Annotated in this window: 18 protein-coding genes, 1 pseudogene and 1 riboswitch; of the genes and pseudogenes, 13 read left to right on the top strand and 6 right to left on the bottom strand. The window is 44.9% G+C overall.

All coding sequences use genetic code 11. The features are described 5' to 3' along the window. Positions 1–190 precede the first annotated feature (190 nt). Positions 191–919, top strand: a complete 729-nt coding sequence (gene deoD / locus Q0785_RS15140) for a purine-nucleoside phosphorylase (RefSeq protein ID WP_036810933.1) — start codon at positions 191–193, stop codon at positions 917–919. A gap of 248 nt (positions 920–1,167) precedes the next feature. Here the strand turns inward: deoD and Q0785_RS15135 are convergent, their stop codons facing one another. The 3 genes from Q0785_RS15135 to fdhA all read right to left on the bottom strand — a co-directional run bounded on the left by Q0785_RS15135 (position 1,168) and on the right by fdhA (position 3,848). After that, positions 1,168–1,914 carry an SDR family oxidoreductase gene (locus Q0785_RS15135; protein WP_298831543.1) on the bottom strand — a complete coding sequence of 249 codons (747 nt, stop codon included), beginning with the start codon at positions 1,912–1,914 and terminating at the stop codon, positions 1,168–1,170. Positions 1,915–2,165: 251 nt separating this feature from the next. Further along, complete coding sequence (locus tag Q0785_RS15130) at positions 2,166–2,585, bottom strand: heme-binding protein (protein ID WP_298831540.1); 420 nt, start codon at positions 2,583–2,585, stop codon at positions 2,166–2,168. Between the two features lie 45 nt (positions 2,586–2,630). After that, a complete protein-coding gene (gene fdhA / locus Q0785_RS15125; protein ID WP_298831537.1) occupies positions 2,631–3,848 on the bottom strand; it encodes a formaldehyde dehydrogenase, glutathione-independent in 1,218 nt (405 codons plus the stop codon). Positions 3,849–4,065: 217 nt separating this feature from the next. Here fdhA and Q0785_RS15120 point away from each other — a divergent pair, with 217 nt between their 5' ends. The 5 genes from Q0785_RS15120 (at position 4,066) to Q0785_RS15100 (ending at position 8,247) form a co-directional block, all read left to right on the top strand. Beyond that, positions 4,066–4,437, top strand: a complete 372-nt coding sequence (locus tag Q0785_RS15120; RefSeq protein ID WP_298831534.1) for a helix-turn-helix domain-containing protein — start codon at positions 4,066–4,068, stop codon at positions 4,435–4,437. Between the two features lie 178 nt (positions 4,438–4,615). Next, the gene (locus Q0785_RS15115; protein ID WP_298831531.1) at positions 4,616–5,233 is read left to right on the top strand and encodes an NAD(P)-binding oxidoreductase; all 618 of its coding nucleotides are present in this window, start codon (positions 4,616–4,618) and stop codon (positions 5,231–5,233) included. Between the two features lie 70 nt (positions 5,234–5,303). Next, a complete protein-coding gene (locus Q0785_RS15110) occupies positions 5,304–5,786 on the top strand; it encodes a nucleoside deaminase (protein ID WP_298831528.1) in 483 nt (160 codons plus the stop codon). Positions 5,787–5,939: 153 nt separating this feature from the next. Then, entirely contained in the window at positions 5,940–7,136 is a 1,197-nt protein-coding gene (locus Q0785_RS15105) for a DUF4317 domain-containing protein (protein ID WP_298831525.1), read from the top strand. A gap of 343 nt (positions 7,137–7,479) precedes the next feature. After that, the gene (locus Q0785_RS15100) at positions 7,480–8,247 is read left to right on the top strand and encodes an alpha/beta fold hydrolase (protein WP_298831522.1); all 768 of its coding nucleotides are present in this window, start codon (positions 7,480–7,482) and stop codon (positions 8,245–8,247) included. A gap of 203 nt (positions 8,248–8,450) precedes the next feature. Here the strand turns inward: Q0785_RS15100 and solA are convergent. Then, a pseudogene (gene solA, locus Q0785_RS15095) lies at positions 8,451–9,626 on the bottom strand (N-methyl-L-tryptophan oxidase). Between the two features lie 314 nt (positions 9,627–9,940). Beyond that, positions 9,941–10,045, top strand: a riboswitch (SAM riboswitch). Between the two features lie 268 nt (positions 10,046–10,313). On the opposite strand from solA, the gene Q0785_RS15090 reads away from it, so the two are divergent. The 4 genes from Q0785_RS15090 to mmuM are packed head-to-tail and all read left to right on the top strand — an operon-like array spanning position 10,314 to position 13,588. Then, a complete protein-coding gene (locus Q0785_RS15090) occupies positions 10,314–11,129 on the top strand; it encodes a transporter substrate-binding domain-containing protein (protein WP_298831519.1) in 816 nt (271 codons plus the stop codon). A 21-nt stretch (positions 11,130–11,150) separates the two neighbouring features. Next, positions 11,151–11,873, top strand: a complete 723-nt coding sequence (locus Q0785_RS15085) for an amino acid ABC transporter permease (RefSeq protein WP_298831516.1) — start codon at positions 11,151–11,153, stop codon at positions 11,871–11,873. After that, the gene (locus Q0785_RS15080) at positions 11,870–12,610 is read left to right on the top strand and encodes an amino acid ABC transporter ATP-binding protein (protein ID WP_298831513.1); all 741 of its coding nucleotides are present in this window, start codon (positions 11,870–11,872) and stop codon (positions 12,608–12,610) included. Before Q0785_RS15085 ends, Q0785_RS15080 begins: the two co-directional genes overlap by 4 nt. Positions 12,611–12,652: 42 nt before the next feature. After that, positions 12,653–13,588, top strand: a complete 936-nt coding sequence (gene mmuM, locus Q0785_RS15075) for a homocysteine S-methyltransferase (RefSeq protein ID WP_298831509.1) — start codon at positions 12,653–12,655, stop codon at positions 13,586–13,588. A 340-nt stretch (positions 13,589–13,928) separates the two neighbouring features. On the opposite strand, the gene Q0785_RS15070 is transcribed toward mmuM, so the two are convergent. Continuing rightward, the gene (locus Q0785_RS15070) at positions 13,929–14,498 is read right to left on the bottom strand and encodes a YdeI/OmpD-associated family protein (protein WP_298831507.1); all 570 of its coding nucleotides are present in this window, start codon (positions 14,496–14,498) and stop codon (positions 13,929–13,931) included. 219 nt (positions 14,499–14,717) lie between these two features. Further along, complete coding sequence (gene codA, locus Q0785_RS15065) at positions 14,718–15,977, bottom strand: cytosine deaminase (protein WP_298831504.1); 1,260 nt, start codon at positions 15,975–15,977, stop codon at positions 14,718–14,720. Between the two features lie 296 nt (positions 15,978–16,273). Between codA and Q0785_RS15060 the strand changes: the two genes are divergently transcribed. The 3 genes from Q0785_RS15060 to Q0785_RS15050 all read left to right on the top strand — a co-directional run bounded on the left by Q0785_RS15060 (position 16,274) and on the right by Q0785_RS15050 (position 21,498). After that, positions 16,274–16,768 carry an LURP-one-related family protein gene (locus Q0785_RS15060; protein ID WP_298831501.1) on the top strand — a complete coding sequence of 165 codons (495 nt, stop codon included), beginning with the start codon at positions 16,274–16,276 and terminating at the stop codon, positions 16,766–16,768. A gap of 331 nt (positions 16,769–17,099) precedes the next feature. Further along, the gene (locus Q0785_RS15055) at positions 17,100–19,013 is read left to right on the top strand and encodes a PTS mannitol transporter subunit IICBA (RefSeq protein ID WP_298831497.1); all 1,914 of its coding nucleotides are present in this window, start codon (positions 17,100–17,102) and stop codon (positions 19,011–19,013) included. A 397-nt stretch (positions 19,014–19,410) separates the two neighbouring features. Continuing rightward, positions 19,411–21,498, top strand: coding sequence for a PRD domain-containing protein (locus Q0785_RS15050; protein ID WP_298831495.1), 2,088 nt, complete (start codon positions 19,411–19,413; stop codon positions 21,496–21,498). The last annotated feature ends 3 nt before the right edge of the window (positions 21,499–21,501 follow it).

Genomic DNA, 21,501 nt, shown 5'->3' with positions numbered 1-21,501 from the left:
TTATTAGATTAGGAACGGAGCAAACTTGGTATACACCAGTATAGTGGAACAGGCTTCAAGCGATAATCTAGATTCTTGCCATAGGATTTCAATATGATCGATTCGCATTAAGAATTAAATGAATGATAGAATTTTTTAAAGGCACTGAACCACTGTATGGAATACTTCAAGATATTGAGGAGGCAATCAAATGAACAGCAAGGAAGTAAAAGAAACACCGCACATCAAGCCAAACGGAGTAGAAATAGCAGAAACGATACTTTTGCCAGGAGATCCCTATCGTGCCAAGTTTATTGCGGAGACCTTTTTAGAAAACCCTGTTCTGTTTAATGATGTTAGAGGAATGCTCGGATACACAGGCGAGTATAAAGGAAAGAAAGTTTCGGTTATGGGTACTGGGATGGGTTCGCCAAGCATGGCCATCTATTCCTGGGAATTAATTAATGTTTTTGGAGTGAAAAATTTAATTCGCATCGGTTCGTGCGGAGCGATGCAAAAGGATATTAAATTATATGATCTTATCTTTGCTATGGGAGCAGCAACGAATTCAAATTATGCGCACCAATGGAATCTTCCGGGCCAATTTCCGCTGACAGCCTCCTTTGAGTTATTGGAGAAGGCTAAAAAGGTGGCGGATGAAAAGAACTATAAAGTCCATATCGGTAATGTCCTATCAAGTGATGTTTTCTATAATGCTGATGAAACAGCAACAGAAAAGTGGGCGAATATGGGGATATTAGCGGAAGAAATGGAAACAACAAGTTTATACATGAATGCTGCCAGTGCAGGGGTCAAAGCCTTAACCATTTTGACAGTGAGTGATCATATGATTACGCACGAACAGACAACGCAGGAAGAAAGACAGACTGCTTTCACACAAATGGTTGAAATCGCTTTGGATATGGTGGGAAGAAGCTGAAGATTACTGTAAAGAAATATAAAAGAAACCTCATTTAGACAGAGTACGGTGAGCCTTATCATAAATAAAGGTAAACTATTAAGGGACTCTAGCAGCTTTCTTTTATATTTATTAGGTGAAATAGAGCTTATTGATCAAATATTTAGCTGCAGTCTGAGCGCTATCCATAAGTCTGGATCAATCATAGTAGCATAAACAAGGGGACAGGGACTTTGTCTTAAGACAAAGTCCCTGTCCCCTAAATTCACTTATTTTAACGAGTAGCCGCCATCTACAACTATTTCTGCACCGTTTATATAGGATGCTTTTTCTGAAGCTAGGAACAGCACGACTTCTGCAATCTCACTTGGTTTCCCGTAACTTCCTCTAGGGTGTCCCTTTGACTGTTTTTCATAATTCTCTATTCCGCCATATGCATTAATGGCCAGGTCGGTTTCTGTAGGGCCAGGGGATATGCAATTTACTCGGATTCCTTGGTTCGCAAAGCGAAGTGCCGTGCTTTGGGTCATCGCGACAACTGCTGCTTTTGTCCCGCTATAAGCTGGCAGCATAGGATTCACCTTATCGTTTCCAAGGATGGCTGCATTATTAATAATGCAGCCATTTTTTTGTTTACTCATCACGAGTAAAGAATATTTCATGTAGAGGAAGATCGCCGTTTGATTGACAGCAATCAACTGATTCCAGTCATCTAGCTTTAAGCGAGACAATGGCCCCATTCCTATAGACAGAATACCGGCATTGTTGAATAAAATATCAACATCATGTCCATCATTTTCAAGTGCTTTAAAAAAGCTTTCGATTTCTTCCACATTTTCGTTATGGACTTGGTAAAAATGAGCCTTCCCGTTGCATTCACTCTCTACCTGAGAGCCTTTGGTACGATCTCTTCCAGTAAAATGAACGGCAGCCCCTTCTTTGCAAAAGAAACGAACCACTTCTTTGCCAATTCCATCCGTTCCACCATTCACAATCACTACTTTGTTTTCGAACATCATGAGATCCCTCCAAACATCATATTAAAGTCTGTTTATTCAGTATATAGCATTCGTATCAGCGTAGGAAATCTGAGTATTCACCACCCGATGGGACATGGGTGGTGTCTTATATGAAGGATTCGACGCACACTTTTCCCTTCATTATGTGGAGCCGTTCATGTTTAGTTCGCTTAACGGTTACTTCCCATCCCACCAAAATAAAAGAAGCGCCAGGATCATCCTCCTGGCGCTTCTTTATATTGAAACTTTCACGACGTTGACTGCTCATTAAATACCTTCACACCAGCTTCCGCAACTTGCACATCATGCGGCACGGCACTTCCACTGACGCCTATTGCCCCCACTACTTTGTCATCGACAACAAGCGGGATTCCGCCACCAAAAACGACAAGGCGTCCGTTGTTGGTTGTATTCAATCCATAAAGTTCAGCTGCAGGAACGGTCGCATCCGCTAGGTTTCCTGTCGGCATTTTTAGGGCTACGGATGTCCATGCTTTGTTTTGGGCAATGTCGATACTCGCCAACCACGCATCATCCATCCGGTGAACGGCGACTAGGTTGCCGCCATCATCCACGACAGAAATAACCATGGCAATGCCGAGTTTAGTGGCTTCTTCTTCAGCACCGGCAATCACTTTCTTAGCCAATTCCAACGTAATTTTGTTCATGGGAAAGAACCTCCTTGTTTTTCTACAAGCATCCGGGAAAATAGCTTACTTACTAAGGTTTCCATGAGGATCAATGACAAACTTTTTGGAAGCTCCTTGGTCAAATTCAGCGTATGCTGACGGTGCTTGGTCTAAAGAAATGACCGTTGCATTTACCGCTTTGGCAATTTGTGCTCTTCCGCTTAAGATCGACATCATCAAGTCACGATGGTATCTCATAACTGGAGTCTGGCCCGTTACAAAAGTATGTGCTTTTGCCCAACCAAGTCCTAAGCGCACCTTCAAGGTTCCAATTTTTGCATCCTCATCAGAAGCGCCTGGATCACCGGTTACATAGAGTCCAGGTATACCAAGACGTCCACCTGCACGAGTAACTTCCATAATGGAATTTAATACGATAGCTGGTGCTTCACCGGCTCCCTCGCCATGTCCAGTAGCTTCAAAGCCGACGCAGTCAATGGCGCAATCAACCTCTGGGACACCCAGGATTTGAGCGATTTGTTCACCGAGATCTGAATGTTCCCGAAGGTTTACGGTTTCACAGCCGAAACTATGGGCCTGTGCAAGGCGCTCCTTGTTCAAATCACCCACGATGACAACAGATGCACCCAGCAGTTGGGCAGAGTGGGCAGCAGCTAAACCTACAGGGCCAGCCCCGGCAACATAAACAGTAGACCCTGGTTTTACACCAGCACTCACGGCGCCATGATAGCCCGTCGGGAAAATATCGGAAAGCATCGTTAGATCCAGTATTTTTTCCATGGCCTGATCTTTATCCGGAAACTTCAGCAACTGGAAATCTGCGTAAGGGACCATAACATATTCCGATTGGCCACCGACCCATCCCCCCATGTCGACATAGCCATAAGCAGAACCTGGGCGATCCGGATTTACGTTCTCGCAAATATGGGTATCTTGCTCTTTGCAGCTGCGGCAGCGGCCGCAAGCAATATTAAATGGTACAGACACCAAGTCGCCTTTTTTTATGAATTCAACATCACGGCCCACTTCAATGACTTCTCCTGTAATTTCATGGCCAAGGACAAGCCCTTCAGGAGCAGTCGTCCGACCACGAACCATGTGCTGATCACTTCCGCAAATATTCGTTGTAACGATTTTTACAACCACTCCATGTTCACATTTACGCCCTACGTTTAAGGGATTTACCCCGGGGCCGTCTCTAATAATCAATTCAGGGTAGCTAATATCTTCAACAGCTACACTTCCAGCACCTCTGTATACGACCGCTCTGTTTCCTGCCATTTCTGTCATCTCCTATCCAATTTTTCACATATGAGCTTTACTCTTTGAATCAGGGCCAGCGTCGGAGAAGGGACGAAACTGCAATATTTCATGGTAAATATTCTCTATCTTCAGTTTATTCTAAATTATAATTCTTTTTATTGGAAGAACGCACTTTTTTGTGAGAAGGTTACCAAAAGGATACTTTCAGGAAGATATGGGAGAAAGGGGCAGTCTCATGGATGATTTGCGGTCAGACATAAAAAGGGAAATTGAGAGTGGTGAATTTAATTGTGAAAAAGAACTGACCTTATCGATTATTAGCGGCAAATGGAAAATAATCATCATTTACTATCTGGAAACAGAAGGTGTTTTGCGGTTCAGTGAGATTAAACGGTTGCTTCCAAAAATTACACATAAAGTACTGACTACTCAAATCAGAGAATTAGAAGAAGATGGGATTGTTCATCGGAACGTATTTCCTGAAGTTCCGTCAAAGGTGGAATATTCGTTGACAATTTTGGGGCAAAGCCTAATTCCAATCGTTTTGATGATGGATGAATGGGGAAAGAAAAACATCAAACACTTTCCTATTGCAAAGAATGTGTGAGGATCTCTTCGCGGGATCCTCTTTCATTTCCAAAAAGAACTGCTGGTCTCCGATTGATATGGACTTTCGTTTAGATAGGCTGCGGTCTGCATATTCTATAAGTAACTCAGATTTATTGTTATACTTTTAGTTGAAGAAGAGAATACCGAATAACGATGAGAAAGAAAGGTGAACTGCTGTGAAAATTATTATTTTCGGCGCAACTGGCGGTGTAGGGAAAGCAGTCGTGAAGCAGGCATTGGAGAATGGTTTTGACGTCACAGCGTTTGTACGGACACCCTCGAAACTTGAACTTACACATGAGAAGTTAAGTGTAGTCCAAGGGGATGCCTTCAATCCGGCGGAAGTGGCAGCGGCAATAGCGGGCCATGATGCGGTCGTATCCTGTTTGGGCTCGAGCCAGGGAATGAAGAAATCGACAGAGCTCCAAGAGATGGTGAAAAATATCGTGGCAGGTATGCAGGAACATGATGTGAAACGGATCGTCTACACGGCCTCTGCAGGAATTTACAACGAACTGCCGGGCATAAGCGGGAAGCTGATGATGGGCATCCTTAAGAATGCACTGAAGGATCACAGGGCCGCGACTGATTACATTGAAGCCCATGGACTGCATTACACAATTGTTCGGCCGATGGGGTTAACGAATGGTCCGTTTTCAGGCAAGTACAGAGAAGCGGCGGAGGGTGTACCGGAAAAATCGAAGTCCATCTCACGTGCGGACGTTGCCCATTTCATCCTAAAAGCCCTGAATGACAAGAAGTATGAAACCACCTCGATTGGAATTGCAAATTAAATTAGTGTAAACTACTGCGGAATTCAACAAAATCCGTAATAAAGCACAGCACACGAAGGAGGAGTCGACAATGATCAGCGAAACAGATTTAAAGCATTTGCGGCGATGTGTGGAGTTGGCGGAAACTGCATTAGGGAAAGGTGATCAGCCGTTCGGTTCCGTACTTGTTTCGGCTGCGGGAGACGTTCTGTTTGAAGACCATAACCATGTGGCAGGGGGCGACCATACCCAGCATCCGGAGTTTGCGATCGCGAGGTGGGCGGCCAATAATTTGTCTCCTGAAGAAAGAAGCAAAGCGACAGTTTATACGTCAGGGGAACATTGCCCGATGTGTGCAGCGGCTCACGGGTTGGTCGGCTTGGGAAGAATCGTGTATGCAAGCTCATCTGAACAATTGGCTGGTTGGCGAAGCGAAATGGGCGCCGCGCCATCGCGTGTGCGGAATCTGCCTATACAAGAAGTGATCAAGGATGCAGCGGTAGACGGGCCGGTTCCTGAACTGGCAGAGCGGGTCCATCAACTTCACCGGCGGTTACAGGAAGAGAGCCGTTAAACGGATTGTGACATTAACTTGAGTAGTAGCTCTATTTCTTTCTTTGCCTTAAATATTGTTATAATAACAGAGTGTCAAAAGCTGACCAGAGCTTTGGATGCTCTTTTTTTGTGCATCACACGGATTTTATTAGCCAGGGAGTTGGAATTGAAAATGAACAAAAAAGATATAGCAGATATCCGCAAACGATTTAAACTGGATACCGACTTATTGAAGATCGCTGAGATCTACAACATCTACATCCAACAGGAAAGTACAGAGATCTATCACGAGGAGAGCCGCTCGTTTGCCATGTTGGACCGCGAGCAGCAGGAATTGTTTTTCGATAACTTTAAAAAGGTATTGGGCGGAAAGCTGGATGCCAAGATGTTCGAAGTGAAATTCCAGCCGCAAGAAGAGGGACAGGCGGACCACACGCAGAAGCTGCTGTATGAAGGGCTTCAGGCAGCAGAAGTTGCTGAGTGGAAAGAGAATATGCAGCGCATCGCCTTGAAGATGGTGGAGGAACGCCCCTATGAAAAGGACATGGTGGTCACGTTCATCCGCGGAAATTACTCTAAGACGACGAGACGCCAGCCCGACGAAACGGAAATCGACATGCGGGATGAAGTCTATACGACTTCGTTTATCCTTTGCAGTATGAACCAAACCGAATTGCCGAAAAGTTCGCTGGTCTTTGATTTTGTCGAAAAGGAGTATAAGGCAAATGTGCTGGTCGACCCCGTCATTAAACTAAGCTCGCCGATCGGTGGGTTTCTGTTCCCGAGTTTTACGGATAACGCCGCAGACATCCATCACATCCTGTACGCGGCGGGCAAAGCCAATAAACCGGACTTCCAGTTTATCGAGAATGTCTTGAATGGTGATGAAATTGTTACGGCCGAGGAAGAGAAAGCGGTATTCGAAGAAATTGTCAAAGCCGTTATTGGCGGCGATGAAGTGAATTCAAGAACGCTCGCCGGTGTATACGACGAAATCAACCAGATGCTGGTTGTGGCACAAGAAAGTGAAGACGACGAAGAAAGTGCGCCGATTTTGAACACGACTGAGATTACACGTGTGTTGAAGGCAAGCGGCGTAAAAGATGTCAGTGCGGAAAAAGTGGAGCGGGCATTCCAACAAGTGGTGGAAGACAAGACCTATGAGATGAAAGCAAGCCATATCGTGCCGAGCTATGCGTCCAAATCCATTAAAATCAGCACGAAAGTCGCGAATATTGCGATCAGTCCCCAAGACTTACGATACGTCAAAGAAGTCAATTACAACGGCAAACGCTGTATCTTGATTGAAGTGGAAGAAGACACGATGATTGAAGGGTTCAAGCTGCTTGCGGAAGAAGAGTTGGAATAGAGGATAATGGATCCTCTCTTTGTTCTTATCCAGTGCATGGATCATGAGGATCAGAAAGGATATTGATTTTGATATTCTTGAAAGATTTGTTATGGCTGAAAAGAGTCTTTCCTTCATCAATTAGGAAGAGACTCTTTTTTTTAATGTTCTGGACATAATGGTCATTTGATGGAAGACTCATCTATTCAGCGAAAGTCCGACAAATATGTGGCCTCAAAAGTAGGTGGTTTTAAAACCTAGTTGACAAGTAGGTTTTAAATATAGTCTAATGTGAATAAGCTTTTTTGCATGAGCACCACACCACAATAGCGCATAGATTTAGAGCAGGCAGAGGAGGATTCAAATGGTTCATGAATATCCGGTCAACCCACAAGCTGAATCATTTTTTCTGAGAGGAAATAGCACGGGAGTTTTATTGTGCCACGGCTTTTTAGGCACGCCGCAAAGTGTAAAGGAGTTGGGTGAGGCAATTGCTGCCCATGACTATACAGTCTCTTGTCCACGGCTTCCTGGCCACGGTACGCATTTCAAAGACCTCGAACAGTTTGTCTGCGGCGATTGGTTTGCGCGGATAGAAGAGGCTTATAACGAGCTGAAACAGACATGTTCCAGCGTTATCGTCATCGGTCAATCGATGGGCGGGACCTTGAGCTTGGATTTGGCCAGCCGCCATCCTGACATTCAAGGAATTGTCCTGATCAATCCGGCGATTGATATCCCTGCATTTGAAACATTCCGCGACCAGCCGTCCTCCGCTTATGTCACCGAAGGGCAGCCGGACATCAAAAAAGAGGATGCAGTAGAAATCACTTATGAGCAGGCACCAGTCAAAGCGTATCACCAATTATTGAAGTATATGGACGCCGTCGATGCTAAGCTTGCAGATGTGCGCTGTCCGATCGTCTGTTTCCAATCGCTTGAAGATCATGTTGTACCACCGGGCAATACGGATTATATTCTCAGTAGGGTCCAATCAGAGAGTATGCAAAAATACGAATTGCACAATTCCTATCACATTGCTTCCATGGATCATGAACTGGATTTTATTGTCGGAAAAGCCATTCAGTTTGTCGAAGAAACACTCCCCTTACTAGTGGGTGAAAAGCTTTAGAGCTTAGTCGGGGTGAACTTAAGAACTTTCATATTGTAACCTGCTGCTGTCGCTCAGTTAATTGTTTAATAGAAAGCGAGCCAAATGATTGAGACATTGTATAAAAAGGATTCTTTCGGGCCATTCGGGCCTGTAAGGATCCCTTTTTACTTTCTGGCAAAGAATATAAGCGCATTTCTGATAATAAAAGAGGAAAGGGGGAACTACAATAATTTGGTTGGGTTGGGTGTTTTGGATCCTAATCCAAATCTATTGAGAGCAAATATAGAGATATCCAACTCGCTCTCTCCCGCTAAAGCCATTTGGCTCAATACTTCCCCCATCACACTACCAAACTTAAAGCCGTGTCCCGAGAAGCCGCAGGCGAAAATGACACGATGATCTTCGGGATGGAAATCGACGATAAAATCATTGTCACTTGAAAGTGTATACAAGCAAGTTTTGCTCTGCTTCAGTTTCCCGTTAGCACGGGGCAGATAGAGTTCAAGACCTTGTCTCAAATCACCTTCATCTGAATCGTATAATCCGAAATTCTGTTTCAGGAGATTGGGGTCTATGGCATGTCCTCCATCTGATCTTCCGATTTTAATCCCGGAACCATCCAAGCTTGGGAATCCATAAAATTTCTTCCCATTGTCCTCAGCATAAAAGGAAGGAAAGTCAGCAGCGTCATACAGGTCAGAAGGTGCTTCAAACCAACCGACTACTTTACGGGTGGGCTGGACAGGGAGGTTTAAATCAGGCAGCAGTTTTGCTGCCCATGCACCTGCAGTGACGATTATTTTCCTGGCATAATATGTCGTATGCTCGGTAGAGATTTTTATCCCGTTCTCATCATTGGGATCAATGTGATGGACAGGTGTATTTGTTACAAGCTGGGCGCCGTGCTCAATGGCTTTTTCTTTATACGCCCGAATGGCATTTTCACTGTAGATGATTCCCGATTCTTTTTCAAAGCAGCCGACAAAATGATCCGGCACAGAAAACCCGGGCCATCTTTCGTTAATTTCAATGCCGCTCATTAGCTCTAACGGAAGGTTATGCTTCTGTGCAGCAGAAATTGTTTCCTGAAGAAAAGGGGACTCTTTGGGGCCAAAACCGATGACACCGGTTTTTTCGAAAACTTTGTAGCCGGTTTGCTGCTCCAGCTCTTCTCACAATTGCTGTGCGCGTTTCACTAATGTAACGTATTGTCTCCCTTCGCCGTAAGCATGGCGGATCAAGCGGGTATCGCCGTGATGGCTGCCATAGATATGCGGAGGATCAAAGGCATCGATCAAAACAATTTTCACATTTTGCTGTGCCAAAAAAGCGCCGGCAGCCATTCCCATTGTTCCAGCACCAATTATTGCGACATCATAAATAGTTTCTTTGTTCATTTTTTCACTCCGATCTTCCTCGATAGTAAGGTGGTTTTAAAATGCCGGTTCGTGTAAAAAATAAGGGTGAATTATTACTAGATGGTATGGAAGACGTGAGTGATTGTCAATCGTCCATTATGCGCTTCACTCGTTAAATTATTTCAACGGGAATTCAGAAACTGGGAGACAATCTGCAATGGAGCTCCATTCGTTGGGTATAAACGCCCGTTTTGTGCAAAAAAATTTTGAGTAAATTCGAAATAGAATAAAAATGTATTTGACATGAGAGCCAATGTCAAATACTATCGTTAATATGAAAAAAAAAATTAAATAACTTATCAAGAGAGACTGAGGGACAGGCCCTGTGAAGTCCAGCAACCATCATTTTTATGAGAGGTGCTAATTCCTGCAGAGTGTTTTATTCTGAGAGATAAGAATTTGGCTGAAACCTCTTTCCTATTGGAAGAGGTTTTTTTGTTTCCAAAGGGCGATTGCAAAAATGATTTTCTTGAAAAGTAGAAAAAGGAGGTTTTCGGTGACTTGGAAATATGCAAAAGAAAAAGGATGACCCCATGTATGGATAAGCAACTAGTCCTTTGCCGGCAGTAATGTCTTTACATTCAGCTTACATAGCAAGAAAAATTGGCTTTTGCCTTTCCCCATCAAATTGACTTACGGCTTGTTGCCTAAAAAAGGAGCATGAAAATGAAAAGAAAACATTATGTATTGAGTTCACTGTTTTTATCACTGGGTGTAATCGGGGCATTAAGCGGATGCTCGTCGGAAGAAGCGACAAGTTCTACGGGCGATCAAGTGGTTGTGGTAGGAACGCAAAATGATTATCCGCCTTTCGCTTTTGCGGATGACACCAATGAACTGACAGGGTATGACGTTGAAATGGTAAAAGCAATCGATGAAAAATTGGATGGTTATACATTCGAATTTGTCGCCGTTCCGTGGGATAGCATGTTTCTTGCACTCGAATCCAATAAGGTTCAGGCAATCGCAGACCAAGTAGCGAAAACACCTGAACGCCAGGAAAAGTACTTGTTCACCGATGAATCCTATTTTGCAGCGGAAACAGTCATTGCGGTGAAAACCGGAAGAGAAGACATCCAGACTGTAGAGGATTTAGAAGGAAAGGCGGTTGGCGCTTTAGCGGGGGATTCCTATACGCTGTTGCTGGAGGAATACAACGAAACAGCAGATACGCCCATTGAGTTGAAATACAGCGAAAGTGGAAACCCTTCGGAAATTTTGCAGGACGTGCAAAATGGCCGTGTCGATGCCTACGTGAATGATCCGATTATGATGAATGCGGTATTGGAAAAAAACGATTTAGGGGTAGAAATTGTAGGGCAGCCTTTGGTGAATGATGACATGGGAATTGTGTTGAAGAATGGGGAAGAAGGCGAAAAATTAAAATCCTTAATCGATCCCATCCTGAAAGAACTGAAAGAAGATGGCACCTTAGCGGATCTGTCGATCAAATGGACTGGCGGAGAATATATCCCTGAATAGGTTTGTGGAAGGAAAGAGACAATGGAAAATCTACTGGATATACAATTTTTAATCGAAAGTTTTCCTGCTATTATTTCACGGCTACCGATTACCATCGGGATAGCTGTCGGCTCATTGGTTTTGAGTTTATTCATCGGGGTTTTTACCGCATTGATCAAAATATACAAGGTTCCGGTATTAAGTGTGGTTTCATCGATATACATCTCTTTTGTCAGAGGAACTCCTTTACTGGTCCAAATCTATTTGGTGTTTTATGGAATACCGAAGATCATCTACTATCTACAGATTGAATACGGCTGGCTTCAGTCCGCCGACGTCAACAGTATACCGCCCGAAGTATATGCGCTACTGGCATTTTCCATTAATCTGGGTGCTTATTTGTCCGAGACGATCCGGTCAGCGATCGAATCGGTTGATCGGGGACAATTTGAAGCTGCAAAAGCAATCGGGATGAAGCCTACACAAATGATGCTTCAAATCATTTTCCCGCAGGCGCTGGCAGTCGCAATCCCGAACCTGGGAAATATGTTCATCAGCACGATCAAAGACACGTCGCTTGTTTTCATCATTGGCGTCGTGGACATTATGGGGCAAGCCAAAATTCTTGGGTCCCGCGGTTTGGCATTTTTTGAAGTATACATTGCGGTATCCATCGTCTACTGGATCCTTTGCATAATAGTAGAGCGATTGCTGGTGAAAATCGAGAAGCGGGCACGCAGATATGAAAGAGGGATTGCCTCATGATTAAATTGGAAAATATACATAAATATTACGACAGCCACCATGTGCTAAAGGGAATCAATATAAGTGTCAATAAAGGCGAGGTTGTTTCTATTTTGGGACCAAGCGGATCAGGCAAGTCAACACTGTTGCGCTGCATCAATTTCCTGGAAAAGCCGACGAGCGGAATAGTGGAAATCGGCGGCAACCGAGTGGACGTTGAATCAGCCAGCAAGTCGGATGTCTTTGCTTTGAGAACGTCGACCGGGATGGTCTTTCAGCAATACAATCTGTTTAAAAATTTGACCGTGCTGCAAAATGTGATGATCGGATTAACCAGCGTCAAGCAACTGAAGAAAGACGAAGCGAAAAAGAAGAGCTTGGAAATTCTCGAAAAGGTGGGCTTGTCGAATAAGCTAAGCCATTACCCGGTGCAACTATCGGGTGGCCAGCAGCAACGGGTGGGCATTGCTCGGGCACTTGCGCTTAATCCGGAAGTTTTATTGTTTGATGAACCGACTTCTTCTCTGGACCCAGAGCTGGTTGATGAAGTTTTGGCGACAATCAGAAGTGTGGCAGACACAGGAAAAACGATGTTTATCGTTACCCATGAGCTGAACTTTGCGCGTGAAATCTCGGATCGTGTCATTTTCATGGAAGACGGTGTCATCATCGAAGAAGGCACTGCGGATCAGCTTTTTAATGATGCAAAAATGGAAAGAACAAAGCAATTTTTAGGCAAAGCCACCCGGAACAATTAATAAATCACGAAAAGAGCTTGGATTTGGAAAGGATGTTTTAGCGTGAACCCGATCGAACAAATTTTGAACCGCTTCCCACTGGTCATTCTTGACGGCGCGATGGCCACCGAGCTTGAGAATTACGGATGCAATTTAAATGACCGCTTATGGTCGGCAAAAGTCTTGATGGAAAACCCGGAATTGATCAAGAAAGTTCACTTGGATTATTTCCAGGCAGGTGCAGATTGCGCAATTACCGCCAGCTACCAGGCGACTATCGAAGGATACAAAGAAAGAGGGTTGACCGGGGAAGAGGCAATCGACTTGATCTCTAAGTCTGTTGCACTTGCAGCAGAAGCCCGTGATGAATTTTGGGCAGATTTGCAGGATCAATCGAACAGGCCGAAACCGTTCGTTGCCGCTTCTGTCGGGCCATATGGTGCGTTCCTATCGGATGGTTCTGAATACCGGGGCGATTACTCGGTGAGCGAAGAGGAATTGATTGCCTTCCATAAAGAACGGATCCGGGTGTTGGTTGGAGCGGGCGCAGATATTCTAGCGTGTGAAACCATCCCGTGTCTGGCGGAAGCCAAAGCGATCGTCAAGGTATTGAAGGAATTTCCGGATGTCTATGCGTGGTTCAGTTTCAGCGCAAAAGACGAACACCACATAAGCGACGGAGAGAAAATCGCCAAATGTGCGGAGTGGTTGGATGGCCAACAGCAAGCAGCGGCAATCGGCATCAATTGTTCAGCGCCCCATATAATTGAATCGTTGATCAACGAGGTGAAGAGCCAGACCAGCAAACCGGTCATCGTGTATCCGAATTCAGGCGAAGAATACAATCCGGCAAGCAAGACATGGGGGAAAGGTTCTTCAGCAGATCAGTTTACCTCAAACACACGGCGCTGGCACGAAGCAGGCGCCCAGATAATCGGAGGGTGTTGCAGAACTGCTCCTGAGGACATCTCAGGTATTGCTGCATGGGCCCGTAAATAGATGTTCAGTTGCTTGAAGAGGCCTCAGAGAGCCATATGGAGCGCCTGTTTATAAGTAGTTTCTTGATGGGAGCAATTATATATAAGCCGGTAACATTGCATTGCAGACTTTAGGTTAAATAGATAAGATAATAAAAGAGTCTAGAAGCGGGAAGATGCGAAACTTCGAAAGAAGGTTCTCTTCCCGTTTTTTTGTTTTTCAGGATTTCTTGATTCTAGTATATGAGTTCAGGCACCCCAAAGTAGAGCCGCCTCAATTCGCTTTCATTTGGTACATACAATCCAAAGTTCTGTCTAAGCCTATTTATGATGTTTATATAAATGAGCGATTGGCAGTGATTTCAATGATCAAGTAAGCGGCCATTGTCATGCCACTGGCCGTACATTTTATTTTCCCTTGTATTTTCGATGAATTTCTCCAATCTTTTATTGAAAAGTTCAAGGTTGTTTTTATGACTTTGGATGGTATCGATTCGGATTCTCCTATAGAGTTCGGGAAAGTTCAGGAAGTTTCGATAAACTTGATCGTCTTCTTTTAAGCAGGCTTCAATCTCCTCATCGATGAGAAAGGACTCAGGGCGCATATCGGGTAAGACCCGCCGGCCTCTTTCTGTCATCAACCCTAATTTCTCCAATCTTCTTATTCTCTCTTTATTCAACTCAGTAAAATGGCTGTTTTTCTTTCTTGGAGATAGCCGTTGAGCCGTTTCCGTTTCGGACAGCTTCTTTTTGGTGCTGTCGATCCAGCCGAAACATAAGGCTTCTTCCACTAAATCTAAATACTGGATGACTCCAGGTTGTTCTTTTGTGCTGACGACCACCCAACAGAAATTTTCTGCCGCAGAATTTTTCTCGAACCACTCCCTCAATTCCTGCCGAGTCTTCACGTTGATCAGATTCTCGATTTCCATTTTGGCCAAACCTCTCTTTAAGGAATATTTGCTCTTAGTATAACGGGTAAATGAATCATTGGAAATGTATGGACGTTCTTTGCAGGGTGTATTCAAAACAGCCAAGTTCAAGGGAAATGAAATTAGTCTTGTAGGAGATGAAAAAGCAAAGAGGAGCCGGGAAATCGGCCCCTCTTTGTCTATTCATAATGGATTTCCTACTCTTTCAAGCTTGGGTGCTCAAGAAAGAAGAGGAATATTCATCGTCGTTTCAGCAGGTTTGGTTTCAACGATGATTTTTCCGTTGCGGATCGAGTAAAGAACGGAGGCCTGCGTCCGGATTGCTTCGTATTCAGACTCGGAATCGATGACGATCAGGTTGGCTTGATGGCCTTCTTTGATGCCATAGCCTTCTTCGATCGCCAGTGTTTTGGCGCCATTGATGGTGATCAGGTCAAGCGCTTTTACGATATGGGCGTAATCCGTCATATGGCAGGCATGCAGACCGGTATCGACGACACTCATCAAGTTGCCGTCACCGAGCGGATACCATGGATCCATGATCGAATCGAGGCCGAAACAGACATTGATGTCATCTGCCAGCAGTTCCTTCACGCGGGTGATGCCGCGGCGCGCCGGATGGCCATCGAAGCGTCCCTGCAAATGAAGATTGGCTTTTGGCAGCGAGACAAAGTTGATCTTGGCTTTTCTCAAGGCCTGGAATAATTTATACGTATAGGCATTGCTGTAGGAAGCCATGGCCGTCGTGTGGCTGGCTGTTATACGATGTCCGATGCCCAGTTTCAATGCCTCTCCTGCAAGCACTTCAAGGTATCTGGATTGGTCATCATCGATCTCATCACAATGGATATCGACCAATTTATCGTATTTCACAGCCAGTTCAAGCGCCTTAAACACTGAGCGGATCCCATCTTCCCGTGTCAATTCATAATGTGGAATGCCGCCGACGACATCAGCGCCCATCTCCAATGCTTTGATCAGCAGTTCTTCCCCATCGGGTTTGGTGTACAAGCCTTCTTGAGGAAGTGCTACAATCTGCAGGTCCATCCACGGTTTGATTTCTTCTTTTACTTCCAATAAGGCTTTCAATCCTTTTAACGTAGGATCGCTGACATCGACGTGCGTCCGTACGTGCTGAATGCCGTGTTTCAGCTGCATCTTGATCGCTGTCAACGCTCTTTTTTTAATATCGTCTTTTGTTTCCGTTACGAGTTGTTTTCGTTCTGACCAAATTTCTATCCCTTCAAAGACGGACCCTGATTGGTTCCATCGCGGCGTCCCCGCTGTCAGCACGTAGTCCAGGTGGATATGGGGCTCTACGTAAGGCGGCAGCACGATTTTTCCTTTTAAGTCGATGGTTTGCTCATCAGTTGCTTCAGCCGAGCTTGCTGCTTGTTTGATGGAGTTGATTTGATCTGCTTGAATTGAGATATCCCATTTTCCTTCTTGTCCGTAAAGCTTTGCGTTTTTTAATAACATGCAGCTCTCTTCCTTTCGAGAAATTAGATTCGTCTGGCTTTTTTTGAAAACTTCAGCGAGGCCAATGGTTCTCGCCCTTAAATAATGTTCACCTCACTGGCATCTTATCAAAACCCGGGGAAATATGCCGAGTCGACCTCTTATCCATGTGGTGTTTATCCGCCCTTAAATCTTCCTCGGTACTTCCGTGCTTCTTCCAAGACTTTCCTTCATAATGAAGAAAATGTAAAATGGGAGCGGAAAAGCTTGATATATCCTGTATAAATTCCAATCTGATAAAAAAGGAGACGATTACGATGAACGAACTCTACATCAAACAAAAGGTATTCAGTTTAAGCGGCAAGTTTACCGTGAAGGATAAGGGACAGCAGGATGTCTATTATGTGGAAGGCAGCTTTATGCAGATTCCTAAAACCTTCTCCATACTGAATATGGCAAGGGATGAAGTCGCACTCATCACCAAAAAGACCTTCAGCTTTCTGCCGAAGTTCTTTGTTGAAGTGAACGGACAGGAGCGGTTAACGATCAAAAAGGAGTTTTCCTTGTTTAAAGCCCGCTATACAATTGATGGAACTGGACTTGAAATCCGTGGGAACTGGTGGGATATGGATTTTCAACTGCTGCAGAACGGAGAAGTGATCGGCCAGGTGAACAAAGAGTGGTTCAGCTGGGGAGACAGCTATAAAGTTCAAATCTTGAATGACGAGATGGAGGAAGTCGTCATCGCCATTGTCGTGGCGATCGACTGCGTCAAAGCCGACCAGGCTGCCGCAGCTTCCGGAGGTGCGTAGTCATCGTACCCATTCTGCTCGGTGTTTTAGGGTTCTTTGCAGCCACTCTAGTGGTGGGCAGAGGTAGAAAAAGACTTTTAAGAAAAGTTGAAGAGGCTGTCCTGACGTCATCCATATGGCGAAAGGACAGCCTCTTTTTCATGCAACAACAGCCTTGTCACGACAAGCCCGACAAAGTTGACTTTCCTTGTTATTGAATGCGCTTCCATCCGAAGGCTATGATAAAGGCACATCATAGAGAGATAAATTTGGATTTAAGTTTTTCAGCAGATCGCATTTCATAAAAACTTTCGTAGAGCATAACAAAATACATTTCAAAGGAGAGGTTCACATGAACGAATCAACAATGAAGGTTCGGATACAAAAGTTCGGCAATTTCCTGAGCTCCATGGTTTTACCGAATATCGGTGCATTTATTGCTTGGGGATTGATCACAGCCCTATTCATCCCAACAGGATTCATTCCTAATGAAAACCTTGCTTCACTAGTAGGGCCGATGGTTACCTATATGCTGCCGCTTCTGATCGGTTATACAGGAGGCCGGCTGATTTACGATCAGCGTGGTGGAGTGGTCGGAACCATCGCAACAATGGGGGTCATTGTCGGAGCTCCGGATACCCCAATGTTCCTGGGTGCCATGATCATGGGTCCGCTCGGCGCATATGTCATCAAGAAATTTGACCAATTGATCGAAGGGAAAGTCCGGACCGGCTTTGAAATGCTGGTCAATAACTTCTCTGCCGGTATTCTCGGCGGTGCACTTGCCATTTTTGCATTTCTCAGCATCGGACCGGCTGTAAGTGCTTTTACTTCGGTTCTTGTTTCTGGAGTGGACTGGTTATTGGCAGCGGGATTATTGCCGTTGACGAGCATTTTGATCGAACCGGCAAAAATTCTGTTCCTGAACAACGCCATCAACCATGGTGTGTTGACACCGATCGGCTTGGAACAGGTTCAACAGACAGGCAAATCGATCCTGTTCCTGCTGGAAGCGAATCCAGGACCGGGACTTGGCGTACTGCTTGGTTTTATGCTGTTTGGAAAAGGCATCGCCAAGCAATCAGCTCCAGGGGCGGCCATCATCCATTTCTTCGGGGGGATTCATGAAATTTATTTCCCTTACGTACTGATGAAGCCGATGTTGTTATTGGCTGTTATTTTCGGTGGTATGAGCGGAGTCTTTACGCTCGTGTTGATGGGTGGCGGATTGGTTGCTCCTGCATCACCGGGAAGCATTTTGGCCATTGCCGCGGTTACCCCGCCTGAAGGAATGGCTTACCTGGCCAACTTTGCTGCGGTCTTTGTCGCAACTGCCGTGTCTTTTGCCATCTCAGCAGTTGTCTTAAAATCGAGCAAACAAACAGATGAAGATATGGAAGAAGCAACGAAGAAAATGGAACAGATGAAAGGCAAAAAGAGTTCTATTTCCCGGGAAATAACGCAGCCTGCTGGAAATGTCAGTGGAGTATTCCCGTCAAATGTCCAAAAAATCGTTTTTGCCTGCGATGCCGGAATGGGATCGAGTGCAATGGGTGCTTCTCTTCTGCGCAAGAAAGTAAAAGAAGCGGGTCTGGACGTAACGGTGACGAATACGGCAATCAGTACAATTCCGTCTGATTCCCAGATCGTCATTACGCAGGAGAAACTGACGCCGCGTGCAGAAAACAAGGTACCGGATGCTTATCATATTTCAGTCGATAACTTCCTATCAAGCCCTGAATACGATCAACTGATCGACCGTCTGCAAACCGGCGTGACAGGTGAGCAGCATGAACTTGTCGAAGAAAGTGAAGCAGCTGTTCCGCATAACACGGAAGACGATCAGCTGCTGCTAGAGAAAAACGTTTTTATGAATCAAAAATTCCGCACAAAAGAAGAAGCGATCCGATTCGCAGGGCAAGCATTGGTCCGGGGCGGATATGTTGAAGAATCCTATGTGGATGAGATGATGAAACGCGAGGAAATTACGACGACCTACATGGGCAACAACGTCGCCATCCCCCACGGCACCGAAGACGCTAAAAAATCTGTCCTGAAGTCAGGCTTTACTGTTGTTCAGGTTCCAAATGGAGTAGACTTTAATGGAGAAAGCGCAAAAATGATTTTCGGCATCGCCGGAAAGGATGGCACACATTTGGAAATCCTTTCAGGAATCGCCGTCATTTGTGCAGAACAATTTAATGTGGACAAGCTGGTCAATGCGAAGTCCGCTAAGGAATTAATCGCCATCATCAACAGCAATTAAATAGCAGCAACAGAAAGGCGGGGGATTCCTGCCTTTTTGTTCTATTCTCTATAAGTTGAACCAATGATTGTTGCTTGCTGAACTTTCGCAAAACAGTGCCGCTTTTGGGCCGAGTGTATTTCTCTGAGATCGCTGCATTGCTCCATATATTTTAAAAGTACAGTGGAAAAAATAAGTCTCCTTTGAATTCACCAAATCTCTTAGCGCCGGCGCGTCCACGGGCTGAGCGAAGCAAGAAGCCAGGCGTCTTTTGCCTGGCTTCTTGCGGGAGCTATGCCCAGAGCGACCGAAGCGGTGTATAGTGTATAAAAATCCTGATTTTTAAGTTCAGCTTCTATATCTATATCTATATTTTTTGTTCTAAAAAAGGCACTTAAAAGTGAAGTGAGTGAGGCCGATGTTTATTACATTTAGGGAAAAGTCCATTATCGAGCTGATCGTCCGAACTTCTGGAAAGCATACCGTGCATTCGTTGTCTTCCTATCTGGATGTCAGTGCCCGGACGATTCAGCGGGATTTGAAATCAGTAGGGAAGATGCTGAAACAATTTGATTTGACCGTGGAACGCACAGGCGATGAAGGGCTTTTTGTTGCAGGTCCGAATGAGCAGGTCTATAGGCTGATACAGAATTTGATCACCGTCAGTCCAGCGGATGAAACGCCGGAAGAGAGAAAGTTGAAGCTGCTGGTTATCTTGCTGCATGAAGGGCCGTTTTTCAAAATGCAGGTGCTGGCTGGCCAATTAGGGATCAGCACGGCCACATTGACAGCTTATTTGGATGATGTAACTGACTGGCTGCGGAAGTTTTCAATCGAATTGTCCAGGACAAGAGGCGTCGGCGTAGAAGTGAATGGCGGAGAAGCCAATAAGCGCCATGCATTGGGTGGCTACATCCTTGCTTATTTTTATGAAGAGATGGTTGAGAGTTTGTATTTTCTCCAACAGGGAAAAAACCAGGAAGAGGAAATTCTTGGATACTTCTCGCCGCAATACCTCGTTGTCGTAGATCAATTGGTGGATCAAAAAATCAATAAGGAACAAACAAGATTAGCGGACAGTGATTATATTGGATTGGTGGTCTATAGCTGCCTGGCTCTTCAGCGGACGGAAGCGGGCTTTCTGCTTGAGCCGAAGAACAAAAAAGAAGTTAGTTCAGACAACGAATACCGCTTGATGGAAAATGTTTGTACAGAGTTAAGCGGACGGTTTTCTATCGGGCTGACTGCAGCCGATGCCCATTTTTTAGCGGTGATCTTGAAAGGTTCGAAAGTGCAGGCGGCTGACTTGGCTTATTATGACAGTGTGTTGCTCGGGCGGATGATTAAAAATTTAATCCGCGATGTTTCAGCGCAGCTGCATGTCAATCTGATCGATGATTTTTCGCTGTACCAGGGGTTGCTCGCGCATATGGGGCCTTCGATTTTCCGCTTAAACCAAAAGCTGGAGTCCTTCAATCCATTGACTGACGAAATCAGGCGTAAATATCCGGTGTTATTCATGGCGGTCAAGCAGGGTCTGGAAAATGAATTCACAGATTTGGATTTTTCACCTGACGAGACGGCGTTCATTGTCCTGCATTTCGGCTCCGCTTTGCTGATGAATGAAGAAAAGGTCCGAATTGATGTGGTCGTCATCTGTCCGACAGGCATCGGGACTTCCAAAATGCTGGCAAGCCGGATTCAAAAAGAATTGCCCGAAATCAATTCAGTGGAAGTCTTATCCATCAATGATTTTCAATCCGCTCATTTCCAGGATTACGATTTGGTGATTTCAACAATCCGTCTGCCTGTCACGGAAGTGGATTATATAATGGTGAGCCCCTTATTGAGCGATAGGGATATCGGCTATATCGAAAGTTACCTGCAGAATAATGTCGGGAAAATCACCGGCAAAAAGCAATACCTTCATGCCGGAAATCCCGGCGAAACGATGCTTGCGAACAGTCGGCCTGATGTACAGACGGTCCTGCGGGAAATAAAAGAAGTGCAGGGCAGTATGGATGCAATCCTGGCCAACTTTAAAGTCCTCAACAAACATCCTGCAACGGATCATTGGGAAGTTTTGGAGGAAGTCATCGAGTCAGCGACAGTGGATGGACTCATTACGGACACGGCTTCTGCCCTGAACGAATTGAAAGAGCGTGAGAAAAAGGGCGGATTGGGGATTCCGGATACCAATATGGCACTTTTCCATTGCCGGGATGATTCTATTCAAAAACTCGTATTTCAAATAATCCATTTGGATGATCCGCTTCTCGTCAAAGGGATGGATGGGGAAGATATGCAGATGAAAAACCTGTTACTGATGTTGGCGCCAACGATGCTGACTGGAAGGGAACAGGAAATACTTAGCTTGATCAGTACGAGTTTAATCGAAAGTGATATATCCATGATGATTTTTTCGTCATCCAACGAGAAAGTGATCCGGCAGAAATTAGAAGATATCTTCTTGGATTATCTACAAAATAAGTTGATAAAGGAATGATGA

It is taken from the genome of uncultured Planococcus sp. (genome assembly GCF_947501725.1).
Taxonomy (GTDB): domain Bacteria; phylum Bacillota; class Bacilli; order Bacillales_A; family Planococcaceae; genus Planococcus; species Planococcus donghaensis_C.
The sequence above is the reverse complement of the archived record's forward strand: the minus strand, read 5'-3'. Positions and strand labels throughout refer to the sequence as shown.